13 protein-coding genes are annotated in these 11,987 nt (G+C 62.3%); 5 read left to right on the top strand and 8 right to left on the bottom strand.

The window, feature by feature from the left end:
* Nucleotides 1-120: 120 nt before the first annotated feature.
* The 3 genes from uraH to SPE70_RS12780 are packed head-to-tail and all read right to left on the bottom strand — an operon-like array spanning nt 121 to nt 2,301.
* Nucleotides 121-447: a hydroxyisourate hydrolase gene (uraH, locus tag SPE70_RS12790; protein WP_008804921.1), complete on the bottom strand. Its 327-nt coding sequence runs from the start codon at nt 445-447 to the stop codon at nt 121-123.
* A complete protein-coding gene (gene uraD, locus SPE70_RS12785; protein ID WP_064170224.1) occupies nt 444-944 on the bottom strand; it encodes a 2-oxo-4-hydroxy-4-carboxy-5-ureidoimidazoline decarboxylase in 501 nt (166 codons plus the stop codon). Before uraD ends, uraH begins: the two co-directional genes overlap by 4 nt.
* Nucleotides 922-2,301 carry a nucleobase:cation symporter-2 family protein gene (locus tag SPE70_RS12780; RefSeq protein ID WP_012968246.1) on the bottom strand — a complete coding sequence of 460 codons (1,380 nt, stop codon included), beginning with the start codon at nt 2,299-2,301 and terminating at the stop codon, nt 922-924. The genes uraD and SPE70_RS12780 overlap by 23 nt, the downstream gene beginning before the upstream one ends.
* A 344-nt stretch (nt 2,302-2,645) precedes the next feature.
* Here SPE70_RS12780 and hpxO point away from each other — a divergent pair, with 344 nt between their 5' ends.
* The gene (gene hpxO / locus SPE70_RS12775) at nt 2,646-3,800 is read left to right on the top strand and encodes an FAD-dependent urate hydroxylase HpxO (protein ID WP_008804924.1); all 1,155 of its coding nucleotides are present in this window, start codon (nt 2,646-2,648) and stop codon (nt 3,798-3,800) included.
* Here hpxO and hpxR read toward each other — a convergent pair.
* On the bottom strand, nt 3,781-4,704 hold the full coding sequence (hpxR, locus tag SPE70_RS12770; protein WP_008804925.1) for a LysR family hpxDE operon transcriptional regulator HpxR: 924 nt from the start codon (nt 4,702-4,704) through the stop codon (nt 3,781-3,783). The genes hpxO and hpxR overlap by 20 nt on opposite strands.
* 125 nt (nt 4,705-4,829) lie before the next feature.
* On the opposite strand from hpxR, the gene hpxD reads away from it, so the two are divergent.
* The gene (gene hpxD, locus SPE70_RS12765) at nt 4,830-5,867 is read left to right on the top strand and encodes a molybdenum cofactor-independent xanthine hydroxylase subunit HpxD (protein WP_004148366.1); all 1,038 of its coding nucleotides are present in this window, start codon (nt 4,830-4,832) and stop codon (nt 5,865-5,867) included.
* Between the two features lie 11 nt (nt 5,868-5,878).
* Complete coding sequence (gene hpxE, locus SPE70_RS12760; RefSeq protein ID WP_023297601.1) at nt 5,879-6,853, top strand: molybdenum cofactor-independent xanthine hydroxylase subunit HpxE; 975 nt, start codon at nt 5,879-5,881, stop codon at nt 6,851-6,853.
* Here the strand turns inward: hpxE and SPE70_RS12755 are convergent.
* Nucleotides 6,830-8,068, bottom strand: coding sequence for an MFS transporter (locus SPE70_RS12755; protein ID WP_064170222.1), 1,239 nt, complete (start codon nt 8,066-8,068; stop codon nt 6,830-6,832). The two genes, hpxE and SPE70_RS12755, sit on opposite strands and share 24 nt — an antisense overlap.
* Before the next feature lie 105 nt (nt 8,069-8,173).
* On the opposite strand from SPE70_RS12755, the gene SPE70_RS12750 reads away from it, so the two are divergent.
* Complete coding sequence (locus SPE70_RS12750; protein WP_022066160.1) at nt 8,174-9,118, top strand: AraC family transcriptional regulator; 945 nt, start codon at nt 8,174-8,176, stop codon at nt 9,116-9,118.
* Nucleotides 9,119-9,127: 9 nt separating this feature from the next.
* Here SPE70_RS12750 and SPE70_RS12745 read toward each other — a convergent pair whose 3' ends face one another.
* From SPE70_RS12745 to SPE70_RS12735, 3 genes are all read right to left on the bottom strand, one after another.
* Entirely contained in the window at nt 9,128-9,883 is a 756-nt protein-coding gene (locus tag SPE70_RS12745) for a VOC family protein (RefSeq protein WP_023297599.1), read from the bottom strand.
* A gap of 177 nt (nt 9,884-10,060) precedes the next feature.
* A complete protein-coding gene (locus tag SPE70_RS12740) occupies nt 10,061-10,372 on the bottom strand; it encodes a cupin domain-containing protein (protein ID WP_004205936.1) in 312 nt (103 codons plus the stop codon).
* Between the two features lie 21 nt (nt 10,373-10,393).
* On the bottom strand, nt 10,394-10,657 hold the full coding sequence (locus SPE70_RS12735; RefSeq protein WP_002904643.1) for a VF530 family protein: 264 nt from the start codon (nt 10,655-10,657) through the stop codon (nt 10,394-10,396).
* Nucleotides 10,658-10,940: 283 nt separating this feature from the next.
* Between SPE70_RS12735 and SPE70_RS12730 the strand changes: the two genes are divergently transcribed.
* The gene (locus SPE70_RS12730) at nt 10,941-11,969 is read left to right on the top strand and encodes an isopenicillin N synthase family dioxygenase (protein ID WP_064170221.1); all 1,029 of its coding nucleotides are present in this window, start codon (nt 10,941-10,943) and stop codon (nt 11,967-11,969) included.
* Nucleotides 11,970-11,987 lie beyond the last annotated feature (18 nt).

The following is an 11,987-nucleotide window of genomic DNA, read 5'->3' as shown; positions in this document are numbered from 1 at the left end:
GAGACACCTTTACATGCCCGGTGGCGGCTGCGCCTTACCGGGCCTACGAGCTGTCTCTCCCTGCTCCGTTACGATCCAGGTCGGACAAGCGCAGCGCCGCCCGGCAACGGGCAGCCGGGCTTAGCTGCCGCGATAGGTCGACCACCCGCCCGGGGCGATGAGAAATGGCAGATGGAAATGGTCATCTGCCGCCTCGCCGATAACAAAATCAATCTGCGCCCGGGTAAAGACGCTCTCCCGCCCGGCGCGGGCAAACCACGCCCCGGTTTCCGCCGTTAAGCAATAGCTCCCCGCCGGCAGCGGTGCGGCGCTAAAGGTGGCGATACGCCCCTGGGCGTTGGTCACCAGGGTCACCAGCGTCTCGCCCTCCCGACTCAGGCTGACCGTCACGCCTTCCGCCGGCCTGCCGGTGGAAATATCCAGAATATGGGTGCTCAGGGTACTCATTCGCCAATCACTCCTTCCAGTCTTAACATCGTAATCTCTCGCAGCTGGGCAAGCGCCTCGGCCACTTCTTCGTCGGCGGTATGCTGCAGTCGGCGCGTCAGCGCCTGTAAAATCGCTTCGCCGCTGCGCCCTTTGGCGCGGATTAAAAACACCCGGCCAAAACGGGCCTCGTAGCGGGCATTGCCCTCCTGCAGGGCCTGCGCGAGCCGCTCATTCTCGCTGTCCACCGCCGACTGCTCCTGGCGCGACAGCGCCGCGTGCGCCTGGCCGCCGGTCGGCTTTTCACCGATCCGCGGATGGGCGCTGAGCGCCGCGTTCAGCTCGTCCTCTCCCCAGTAATCCATCGCCTCACGGGCGGTCTGCAGTAACGCATGACGGCTGGCAAAAGGTCGCAAGTTCACCAGCGTCTCGCCCCAGGCCGGGATCGCCACGCAGGGGGCCAGCAGCCCCACTGCCTCATCTTTACTCAGGCCGTTAAACTGACTCAGCGCGATCATCCTGACTCCTTATCGTTTTCGTCGCCGCCTGCTCCTGCGGCAGAATAAGGTTCAGCGCTATCGCTACCAGCCCACCGCTGGTGGCCGCCGAACCGAACAGATCGCCGACCATCGGCGGAAAATGGCTGAGAAACGCCGGCACTGACTCCACGCCAAGGCCAGCACCAAACGCCAGCCCCACAATCAGCACATCGCGACGGCTCAGCGGGGTCTGGGTAATAATCCGGATCCCGGCCGCCACTACACAGCCAAACATCACCATCGTGGCGCCCCCCAGCACCGGCGCCGGGATCTGCCGCAGCAGTTCGCCCACCGGGGGAAACAGTCCAAGCAGGATCAGAATCACGCCAATGTAGCGTCCGACATAGCGGCTGGCCACCCCGGTCATCTGGATCACGCCGTTGTTCTGCGCGAAGGTGGTGTTCGGAAAAGCACAGAGCATGGCGGCCACCATACAGCTGACACCGTCCGCCAGGATACCGCCCTTCAGCCGGTTACGAAAAGCGTGATCATCAATAGACTGTTGCGAAATCAGCGAGTTGGCCGTCAGATCGCCCACCGCCTCCAGAATACAAACCAGCGACACCAGGGCGACCGGCAGAAATATCGCGCTGTTAAACTGAAAGCCGAACGGAAACAGCGTCGGCAGGCGAAACAGAGTGTCGCCCAGGCTGTGAAGATGGAACTGACCGCTCAGCCCTGCCGCGACGCAGCCCACGGCAATGCCCACCACCACCGAGGAGAGACGCAGCCAGCGGTTTTTGGCGCAGCTCAGCAGGACGATAACCCCGAGGGTGCCCGCCCCGAGCGCGATGTTGCTCATGCTGGCGAAATCCTCGGCCTTTTCCCCACCGCACCAGTTGATGACGCTGACTTTGATCAGACTGATGCCGATCAGCGCAATCACGCTGCCGGTGATAATGGGGGTAAAGATTTTTTTCAGCGGCTCAATAAAACGGCTGACAATCACCGGCACCAGAGCGGCGACAAAGTTAACGCCAAACAGCATCGCCATCATATCCTGCGGCCCGCCGCCCTGCGCTTTTACCCACATCCCTCCGGCCACCGTCACGCCGAGGAAGGCGAAGCTGGTGCCCTGCATGCAGATCATCCCGGCGCCAACGCCCCATACCCGATTGGACTGCAGAAAGGTGCCAATGCCCGAGGCCAGCAGCGACATACTGATGAGATACGGCAGCCAGTCGCCAAGCCCGAGGGTAGCGCCGATAATCAGCGGCGGCGTGATGATCCCCACCAGGCCCGCCAGCACATGCTGGAGAGCGCTGAAAAAGGCCGGAAGCGGTGGGATCCGCTGTTCAAGGCCGTAAAGCAAGCCACTGTGATGTTCGTCAGACATGGTGTAATCCCATAGCAAAGAGAAGTGCATGGGCTAGTGCACAAAGCAGGCCAGAGACGACAAAAGCGACCAGAAAATTTCATTAATGCTGCAAAATCATTAGCTTACATTACTCTGTTAACGTATACCCCCGCACCGCTGAAAATCAGCACGCTGAAACGATAGATTCCTGATGCAATATTAAGAAACTTTTGATTCATAAAAAGGCAACCAATACGTCACATTGCACCAATGCGGTGCGCCGTGAGCTATCGCTGTGCTTTGAGCAGGCGGTTTTCCTCCCTCCGGCGAACTGGTACGTAAATTGCTGGAGTCAGTCACGACATCTGGATAAGGAGAATAAAATGAAAGCAATCGTGATTGGCGCCGGCATCGGCGGCTTAAGTGCGGCAGTGGCGCTCAAACAGTCGGGAATCGACTGCGACGTCTATGAAGCGGTGAAAGAGATCAAACCGGTCGGCGCGGCGATTTCCGTGTGGCCCAACGGCGTGAAGTGCATGGCCCACCTCGGCATGGGTGACATCATGGAGACTTTCGGCGGGCCGCTGCGCCGGATGGCGTATCGTGATTTCCGCAGCGGCGAGAACATGACCCAGTTCAGTCTCGCCCCGCTGATCGAACGCACCGGCAGCCGCCCCTGCCCGGTCTCCCGGGCAGAGCTGCAGCGGGAAATGCTGGATTTCTGGGGACGGGAAAGCGTGCAGTTCGGCAAACGCGTCACCCGCTGTGAGGAAGATGCCGACGGCGTGACGGTGTGGTTTACCGATGGCAGCAGCGCCAGCGGCGATCTGCTGATTGCCGCCGACGGCAGCCATTCCGCACTGCGTCCGTGGGTGCTGGGCTTTACCCCGCAGCGCCGCTACGCCGGCTACGTCAACTGGAACGGTCTGGTGGAAATAGATGAAGCGCTGGCGCCCGGCGACCAGTGGACCACCTTTGTCGGCGAAGGCAAGCGCGTCTCGCTGATGCCGGTCTCCGCCGGCCGGTTCTATTTTTTCTTTGATGTGCCGCTGCCGGCGGGTCTGGCGGAGGATCGCGACACTCTGCGCGCCGACCTCAGCCGCTATTTTGCCGGCTGGGCGCCGCCGGTGCAGCAGCTTATCGCCACCCTCGACCCGCAGACCACCAACCGTATTGAAATCCATGATATCGAGCCGTTCAGCCGCCTGGTGCGCGGCCGCGTCGCGCTGCTCGGCGACGCCGGACACAGCACCACCCCGGATATTGGCCAGGGAGGCTGCGCGGCGATGGAAGATGCGGTGGTGCTGGGCGCCGTTTTCCGCCAGACCCACGATATTGCGGCCGCGCTGCGCGAGTACGAGGCCCAGCGCTGCGACCGGGTTCGTGACCTGGTGCTGAAGGCGCGCAAGCGCTGCGATATTACCCACGGGAAGGATATGCAGCTCACCGAAGCCTGGTACCAGGAGCTGCGCGAGGAGACCGGGGAGCGCATTATCAACGGCATGTGCGACACCATCCTCAGCGGGCCGCTGGGCTGACCGTCGCCATGGATTCAATCACCGCACTCAGCGTCTGAATGGCCATTTGCGCGGGCCGCGAAAGCTGACGCGAGGGCGCGGTACACAGCGCCAGGGTCAGCGGTCGCAGCAGCGTACTGCGCAGCGGGATAAAGGCCAGCTGTCCGCGCTGGACTTCGTCCAGCACGTCGAGCAGGCTGAGGAGCGTCACGCCGCTGCCGCGCAGCACCAGCGACTTGATGAGCCGGATATCATTGCAGCTGATGGTATTCTCCGGCGCAAAGTCATGGTGGCGATAGAGGAGCGCCACCCGCTCATGGACGATCAGCGGCGCGCCGGGCACGATATGCCGCTCCAGGCTGAGCTCGCCCAATGACAGCGCTTTCGCCCCCGCCAGGGGGTGGTCCGGGCGCATCACAATCCCCACCTCCAGTTCGGCAAAGGCCAGCACGCTGAGTCCGGCCTGCCCCTGCGGATCGAGGATCAGGCCGACGTCCAGGTCCGCCTGACGCACTTTCTGGCTGACGGTGTGGCTGTCCGCCACCTGCAGATCCAGCTCCAGCCACGGCCAGCTGGCGATGATCTCCGCCAGCGCGGCGGCGAAGCCCCCTTCCGCCAGCGCCTGCACCATCCCAACGCTGACGCTCCCGCGCTTCATCCCCTGCAGCTCATCAAATTTCTGTCGGGTCTGGCGAAATTCCTTCTGCCAGCGCAGCAGATTGTCATACAGCAGTTCACCGGCGGTGGTCATCCGCAGTCCCTCCGGCAGGCGCTCGAACAGCGGGGTGCCGAAGGCCTCCTCGGCCTGCAGGATCTGGCGGTTAATTGCCGAGGCGGAGATATGCAGCTGCTCGGCGGCCCGGCGCAAGCTGCCGCAGCGGGCCACGGCGATAAAATAGTGGGCGAAACGGGAAAAAGGACTCATGGCACCCCTGTACTCTTTTTTGCAACAGCAGAGTGAATTAATGGTGATGGATGTGAACACCCTAATATGACAACAATAATCTCACAACAATAAAACAATCACCGATGTGAGCAGGAAGAGAAATCATGAAGACAATCACCCCCACGCCCCCCGCCCATTGCACCTTTGATCCAGAGGACTGGCTGCGGCTGGCCCGCTGCTGGCACCCGGTGGCCCGCGCCTGCGATATTACCGGCGCCCCGGTGAAAGCCACCCTGCTGGACGAACAGCTGGTTATCTACCGTATTAAAGGCCAGGTGGTGGTCGCCCGCGACGTCTGCCCGCACCGCGGGGTGCCGCTGACCCTGGGGTTTCATGAAGAGGAAGGCATCGTCTGCCCCTATCATGGCCTGCGCTTTGGTGAGGATGGCCGCTGCAACCGTATCCCCTCCAGCCCGGGGCAACCCATTCCGGCCAAACTGCATCTCACCAGCTTCGCCGTGGAGGAGCGCTACGGGCTGATCTGGACCTGCCTGGCCTGCGATCCGGACAATCCGCCGCCGTTACCGACCATGCCGCACTGGGACGACGCGGGATTTCAGCAAATCAACTGCCCGGCCTTCGAGGTGAAGGGGTTTGCCGGCCGCCAGGTCGAAGGCTTTCTCGATGTCGCCCACTTCGCGTGGATCCACACCGACACCTTCGCCGATCCGGACAACCAGCAGGTGCCGGACTACACCCCGCAGGAGACGCCGTTCGGCTTTGTTGCCGACTACTGGAGCTCGGTGGGCAATTACCCGGCCAGCTCCGATTTCCGCGCGCCGGAAGGATTCCAGTGGCTGCGTCACTTTGAAATGCATCTGCCGTTCACCGCTACGCTGACCATCCATTTTCCCGCCGACGCCAGGCTGGTGATCATGAACGCCGCCTCGCCGGTGTCGTCACGGGTGACGCGGATGTTTGCCCCTATTGCCCGCAATTTCGACCTGCACGTGCCGGTGGAAGACGTACATGCGTTCAACCTGCGAGTGTTCGAAGAGGACCGCCTGATGGTAGAAACCCAGCGTCCGGAGCGGCTGCCGCTGGATCTGACCCTTGAGGCGCATATTCCGGCAGACCGTAGCTCCATCGCCTACCGGCGCGGGCTGAAGAAGATGGGTTTTGGCGATTTCTTTCTGGTATGAGTGGAGGTCATATGCGCGACATATTCCCCGTGGTGGTCGATGGCCTGTGGCGTCAGGGCGCGAAAAATCTGGCCGTTCGTCTGGTGAGCGCCGAGGGGCAACCGCTGCCGGCGTGGACACCCGGCGCCCATATCGATCTCCATCTTCCCTGCGGGCTGATCCGCCAGTACTCCCTGACCGGCAGCCCGGCCGAACGGGATCACTATCTGCTCTGCATCGCCCGCGAGGCGCAGTCCCGCGGTGGCTCAGGCTATGTCCACGACACCCTGCGCCCGGGACAACCGCTGATGATCTCTGCCCCGCGCAACCACTTTCCGCTGCACGAGGGCGGCCATGTGGTGCTTCTCGCCGCCGGGATCGGCATTACGCCGCTGCTGGCGATGGCCCACGCCCGGGCGGCGTCCGGCGCCAGCTTTACGCTGCACTATTACGTTAGCCGTGCGCAGGAGGCCGCCTTCGCCACCGAGATCGCCCGCCAGCTAACCGGTGGAATCTGCCAGATCCACTGCTCAGACGAGGGGCAGAGTCCGCGCCAGCGGCTGGCGCAGGATCTGGGGGCTCCGGACGCCGATACCCGGGTCTACTTCTGCGGTCCGCCCGGATTTATGGCCCGGGTTCGCGATACCGCGCGAGCGGCCGGATGGGAGGAGGCGCAATTGCACAGCGAAGCGTTCCATCCGCCCGCCCCGACGGCAGCGTCAGCGGCGGACGGAACCTTCACCATCACCCTCGCCTCCACCGGGGAACGCTGGCCGGTCCCGGGGAACAAAACCATCGCCCAGGTGCTACAGGAGCATGGCGTCGCGGTGCCGCTCTCTTGCGAGATGGGGATCTGCGGCGCCTGCCTGACGCCGGTGCGGGAGGGAACCGTCGACCACCGGGATACCGTGCAGTCGGAGGCGGAAAAACAGGCCGCAGAGCAGCATATTGCGCTGTGCTGCTCCCGCAGCCTGTCGGCCAATTTAGTTATCGATCTCGCGGGATAAGCGGCCCGTCTCCGGCCGGTCAGCGCTGGCAACCGGTTTCACCCGCACGGCGGCGAAGACAATCACCATCGCGCTCAACAGCAGCAGACCGCTGCCGGTGAAGACGCCGCTGGCGCCGTGCAAATCAAACACCGCCCCGCCGCCGGCGGCCCCGGCGCTGATGGCCAGCTGAATAGAGGCGACCAGCAGACCGCCCGCGCTTTCTGCTTCATCCGGCACGGTGGTGGCAAGCCAGGTGGACCAGGCCACCGGCACCAGACCGAAGGCAAATCCCCACAGGGCGACCAGCAGCCCGTCCAGCACGGTCAAATGGCCAAACGTCACCATCAGCAGCGCCAGAACGCTCATCATCAACGGCACCAGCGCCAGGGTCAGGCGCAGGCTACGGCTCAGCAGATAGCTCGCCACCGAGGTGCCGATAAAGTTAGCGATACCGAAGCCGAGCAATATCAGCGAGACCCCTTCGACACTGGCCTGCGCCACGGTCTCAAGGAACGGCCGCAGGTAGGTAAAGAAGGCGAAATGGCCGCTAAAAATCAGGATTGTCGCCAGCATGCCGCCCAACATACCGGGACGGCGCAGCACCCTGAACAGCGTGGAGAAGGTCCCGACGCTCTCCGGACGCATGGAGGGCAGCACCCACAGTTGCCAGAGCAGCGCCAGCAGGCTGGGTATCGCACAGAGAATAAATACGTTGCGCCAGCCGATCAGCTCGCCAAGATAGCTGCCGAGCGGCGCGGCTACCACCGTAGCGACAGACACCGCGGAAAAGATGATCGCCAGCGCCTTCGGCACATGGGCCGCCGGCACCAGACGCATCGCCGTGGCAGTGGACATCGCCCAGAAGCCGCCGATGGCGACCCCCAGCAGCAGACGGCCCAGCAGGAGAAACGCCAGCGAATCGGCAAAAGCGACCATCAGGCTGGAGGCTATCTGCAGCACGGAAAAGAACATCAGCACCCAGCGGCGATCGATATTGCGGGTGGCGGTGGCGATCAGCAGGCCGGTGACTAACGCCACCAGCGCCGTCGCGGTGACCGCCTGTCCGGCCATCCCTTCACTGACCCCGAGGCTGCTGGCCATCGGCGTTAACAGGCTGGCGGGCAGAAACTCGGCCACGATCAGGCCGAACACCCCGAGGGCCAGGGCATAGACGGCGCGCCAGGCAGGTTTGGCGGGTGACAGGCTCGCGTCAGCAGCTATGCAGGAACTCATATACATCTCTCCAGTTTTATTAACATCCTGGTCATCTTAGGGACTTACCTTTGGACGATATATGATGCATACTCTTCAGTTATTGATTATTCGTCCGGAATTACCATGAGCCAGCCTGGCATCGACCTGACCAGCGAACTGTTGCGCGGGATGCGCCTCTCCGGCGTTAACTACCGGCGCATCGAAACCGCACGCCCGTTCGGCGTCGGCTTTAGCGCCGTGGCGGGTAAAGCCCAGTTCCATTTCATCAGCCGCGGGCCGGTGCTGCTGCGCATGGCCAGCGGAGAACAGTTCACCCTCGAGAGCGGCGATGCACTGTTTATTCCCAACGGCGACGGGCACGCCCTGCTTTCTGATCCGCAGGCCACGGTGGTCAATGTGGCCCAGCTGCCCAGCGAAACGGTGTGCAGCACGGTAAGCTGTATCAACGCCGGCGGCCGCCCGGACTGCCCGGAGCGCGCCGTCATTTTCAGCGGTTGTATGGATTTTGAGCTCGGCGGCATGCAGCCGCTGGTGAAGGCCATGCCCGAGGTGATGCGGGTCAGCAGCCTGCTAAACACCTGGCCGGAGATCCAGCCGCTGTTGGTAGCGATGGAGCGGGAATCCCTCACCCGCCAGGTAGGCTATGCCGGGATCCTCGCCCGGCTGGCGGACGTGGTGGCCGCGCTGATTGTCCGTGGCTGGGTAGAGTGCGGATGTGGCAACGCCACCGGTTGGGTACAGGTCCTGCGCGATCCCCGGCTGGCAAAAGCGATCTATGCCATGCATCAGCGGCCGGGGGTCAACTGGAAAGTGGAAGATCTGGCGCGGGAGGCGGGGCTTTCACGCTCGCTGTTCGCGGAGCGTTTTCTCGCCGCGACAGACACCACCCCCGCCCGCTATCTGACCGAGCTGCGTATGCGGCTGGCGGTGCAGTACATCACCCACGAAGGCCAGTCGCTGGAAACGGTCGCCTTCAGCCTCGGGTATCAATCGCTGGCGGCCTTCAGCCGGGCCTTCAAACGCATCACCGGCCAGCCGCCGGGGGCCCTGCGCGCCACAGCACGCTAGATTCAGCTTTTATGTAAAGCGATACACGCCGTTGCCGACGCGAAAGCGCTGCCCCTTAAGCGCCGGGTTGGCGACGCGAAACACCAGTTCGGTCAGCTGGTTAGCGGGTCCTTCGCGGAAAGTAAACCACTGGCCGCCCACGTCCAGTCCCTGCTCCCCCTGTGGCGGGAAGCCCAGCAGCGCCTGCCAGCGATCGCGTACCGCCTGCGGATTGACCACCTCGAACACCGCCTGCTCAAGCGCAATGTCGCCCAGCGGGTGCGGCACGTCCAGTTCCTGAGCGCGCAGCCGCGCCAGCCGGGTGGTATCGTCTTCTCCCCACTGCAGCACAAATGGATAGACCAGCCCGTCAGTGTCGCCATCGATGGTGAAGATCCGCCAGCGGATGATATTGCCCTGCGGATCGTTGCGCTGACCATCGACAATCGGTGATACCGCCAACCCCTTGCGACGCAACTGGTCATGAGTGGCCTCGATGTCGTCGCTGCGCAGCGCCACCCGAAACAGCGCTTCGTTCTCCGGCAGCAACCGCTCGGCATCCCGCGAAAGCAGGAACCTGTCCGTCGCGGCGCGCAGTTCGTCCGGGTCGGAAATGGCGAGGAATTCGATATAGGTCAGGCCAAAATAGCTCAGCGCATTGCGGGTTCCCCACCCCGGGTGTCGCCCTCCGGCCACCGCCCGCAGCTGCTGGTCGGCAAAGGTCTGAATGGCCGCTTCCGGCTGATTCACAAACTGTACTGCGTGGTCCCACTGCAAGGTTGCCATGATCTCTCCCGCGATTGTGCCTGTTCAGGCGCCTGCGGCAAAAGATAGTGCTGGGGTGAAGGGAATGGCAAACAAGAATTAAATATATCGAAAGCTGGATAAGTGATTTATATCAACGCGGTATGTTGAGTCTAACCGGTGATGAAACGGCGGGCTAAGAACCGCCCGCCGGAGGGATCAGACCGACCCTTCTTTCTCGATCACCAGAATACGCGCCGCCCCCTGCGGATGGGCGACATGCTCGCATCCCACTTCGGCGTAGAAGATATCGCCGGCGTTCAGCATGATGACCTGCTCCTCGCCGTCGACTTTCACATGCATCGCCACCTGACCATCCATCACGGCAAACACCTCCTGACCATCGTTGATGTGCCAGATATAGGGTTGGTCGGTCCAGTGCAGACGCACGGTGGTCCCGGAAAAATTGGCGATATCCAGCGCGCCCCACGCGCGGTCGGCGGTGAAATCTTTACTGCTCCAGCTCTGCATGATGGTGTCCTGTGGTAAGGGTTATTTTTTCTGCCAGTTTGCCCAGGGATCCGCTTTCTCCACCGGCGCGTCATCATCAAGGGAGGCGAGATACATGGCCTCCACCTCTTTGCGCGCCCACGGCGTCCGGCGGAGAAATTTGAGGCTGGACTTAATGCTGGGATCGCTTTTAAAGCAGTTAATGTTGACCTGGCGGGCCATTTCCGCCCAGCCATAGCGCGCCACCAGGGCATTGAGCAGCGCTTCCAGCGTCACGCCGTGCAGGGGATCTTTCGAGCTGTGCATTACGATACGTCCGTTCCGCATTAAAAAAGTGCGCCTACCTTACTGGCTCTGACCGACGGGCGCAACCGGCTTCATTACGCGCTTTGCGCCTATATCTATTTAACGCAAAAGCACTGAACCCCGCGCGGTCATAAATTAGAAAATAACGTTATTGGTTGCTTATTTGGCCTTGAGGCAAGCTGTGTTCAGCCCCGGACAGAGGAAATCACCATGCGCTGCTGTTGTGCCCGAACCCTGAACCTGAATCAACCCATAACTTATTACCCCGTTTTCGGAGAACACAATGAACGCGACCACCCTGCCGATTCTCGACCTGGCCCGCTACGCGGACCCCGCGAATAAAGCGGCCTTCCTGGCCGACCTGCGTCACGCCGCCCGCGACATCGGCTTCTTCTATTTGATCAACCACGGTGTGGACGACGCGCTTCAGTATGAAGTTCAGCGCCAGTCTCAACGCTTTTTTGCTCTCGATGAGGCGCAGAAACAGCAGGTGGCAATGATCCACTCCCCCCATTTTCGCGGCTATAACCGCGCGGCCTCAGAGCTGACGCGCGGCCAGCCTGACTGGCGAGAGCAGTTTGATATCGGCGCCGAACGTCCGGCGCTGACCCTCAGCGACGACGCCCCGCGCTGGCAGCGCCTGCAGGGTCCGAATCTGTGGCCTGCCGCCCTGCCGTCGCTTAAACCAGCATTACTTCACTGGCAACAGCAGATGACCCAGGTGGGCATCCGCCTGCTGCGCGCTTTTGCCGAAGCCCTGCAGCTCCCGGAAAATGCCTTTGACCGGCTCTACGGCGAGAAACCCAACGAGCATATCAAACTGATCCGCTATCCCGGCCAGCAGGAGACCCAAAGCAGCCAGGGCGTCGGCGCCCATAAAGATTCCGGTTTCCTCAGCTTCCTGCTGCAGGACGAACAGAAAGGACTGCAGGTAGAGGTCGCGCCTGGACAATGGATCGACGCCGTGCCGCTGGCCGGCAGCTTTGTGGTCAATATTGGCGAACTGCTGGAGCTGGCGACCAACGGGTATTTGCGCGCCACCGTCCATCGCGTGGTGTCGCCGCCGGCGCAGCAGCAGCGCCTCTCCATCGCTTTCTTCCTCGGCGCCCAGCTTGACGCGGTGGTGCCGGTTTACACCCTGCCGCCCGAGCTGGCGCGTGAAGCGCGAGGTCCGGACAGCGACCCGCACAATCCGCTGCTACGCGATGTCGGCTGGAATTATCTCAAGGGCCGTCTGCGTTCCCATCCGGACGTGGCGGAACGCTACTATCAGGACGTGTTTCGCGAACGCGCCGAGCAATTGATCGTTTAACCATAACTAAAAAGGAAC

The sequence above is a fragment of the Klebsiella sp. ZJOU C1 genome (assembly GCF_035620215.1).
In the GTDB taxonomy this organism is placed as follows: Bacteria; Pseudomonadota; Gammaproteobacteria; order Enterobacterales; family Enterobacteriaceae; genus Klebsiella; species Klebsiella variicola.
This window is presented reverse-complemented; position numbering and strand designations above follow the sequence as displayed.

Bases quoted from the DNA above. Each gene is read 5' to 3' on its own strand.
- uraH (WP_008804921.1), bottom strand. From the start codon at position 447: ATGAGTACCCTGAGCACCCATATTCTGGATATTTCCACCGGCAGGCCG.
- uraD (WP_064170224.1), bottom strand. From the start codon at position 944: ATGATCGCGCTGAGTCAGTTTAACGGCCTGAGTAAAGATGAGGCAGTG.
- SPE70_RS12780 (WP_012968246.1), bottom strand. From the start codon at position 2,301: ATGTCTGACGAACATCACAGTGGCTTGCTTTACGGCCTTGAACAGCGG.
- hpxO (WP_008804924.1), top strand. From the start codon at position 2,646: ATGAAAGCAATCGTGATTGGCGCCGGCATCGGCGGCTTAAGTGCGGCA.
- hpxR (WP_008804925.1), bottom strand. From the start codon at position 4,704: ATGAGTCCTTTTTCCCGTTTCGCCCACTATTTTATCGCCGTGGCCCGC.
- hpxD (WP_004148366.1), top strand. From the start codon at position 4,830: ATGAAGACAATCACCCCCACGCCCCCCGCCCATTGCACCTTTGATCCA.
- hpxE (WP_023297601.1), top strand. From the start codon at position 5,879: ATGCGCGACATATTCCCCGTGGTGGTCGATGGCCTGTGGCGTCAGGGC.
- SPE70_RS12755 (WP_064170222.1), bottom strand. From the start codon at position 8,068: ATGAGTTCCTGCATAGCTGCTGACGCGAGCCTGTCACCCGCCAAACCT.
- SPE70_RS12750 (WP_022066160.1), top strand. From the start codon at position 8,174: ATGAGCCAGCCTGGCATCGACCTGACCAGCGAACTGTTGCGCGGGATG.
- SPE70_RS12745 (WP_023297599.1), bottom strand. From the start codon at position 9,883: ATGGCAACCTTGCAGTGGGACCACGCAGTACAGTTTGTGAATCAGCCG.
- SPE70_RS12740 (WP_004205936.1), bottom strand. From the start codon at position 10,372: ATGCAGAGCTGGAGCAGTAAAGATTTCACCGCCGACCGCGCGTGGGGC.
- SPE70_RS12735 (WP_002904643.1), bottom strand. From the start codon at position 10,657: ATGCACAGCTCGAAAGATCCCCTGCACGGCGTGACGCTGGAAGCGCTG.
- SPE70_RS12730 (WP_064170221.1), top strand. From the start codon at position 10,941: ATGAACGCGACCACCCTGCCGATTCTCGACCTGGCCCGCTACGCGGAC.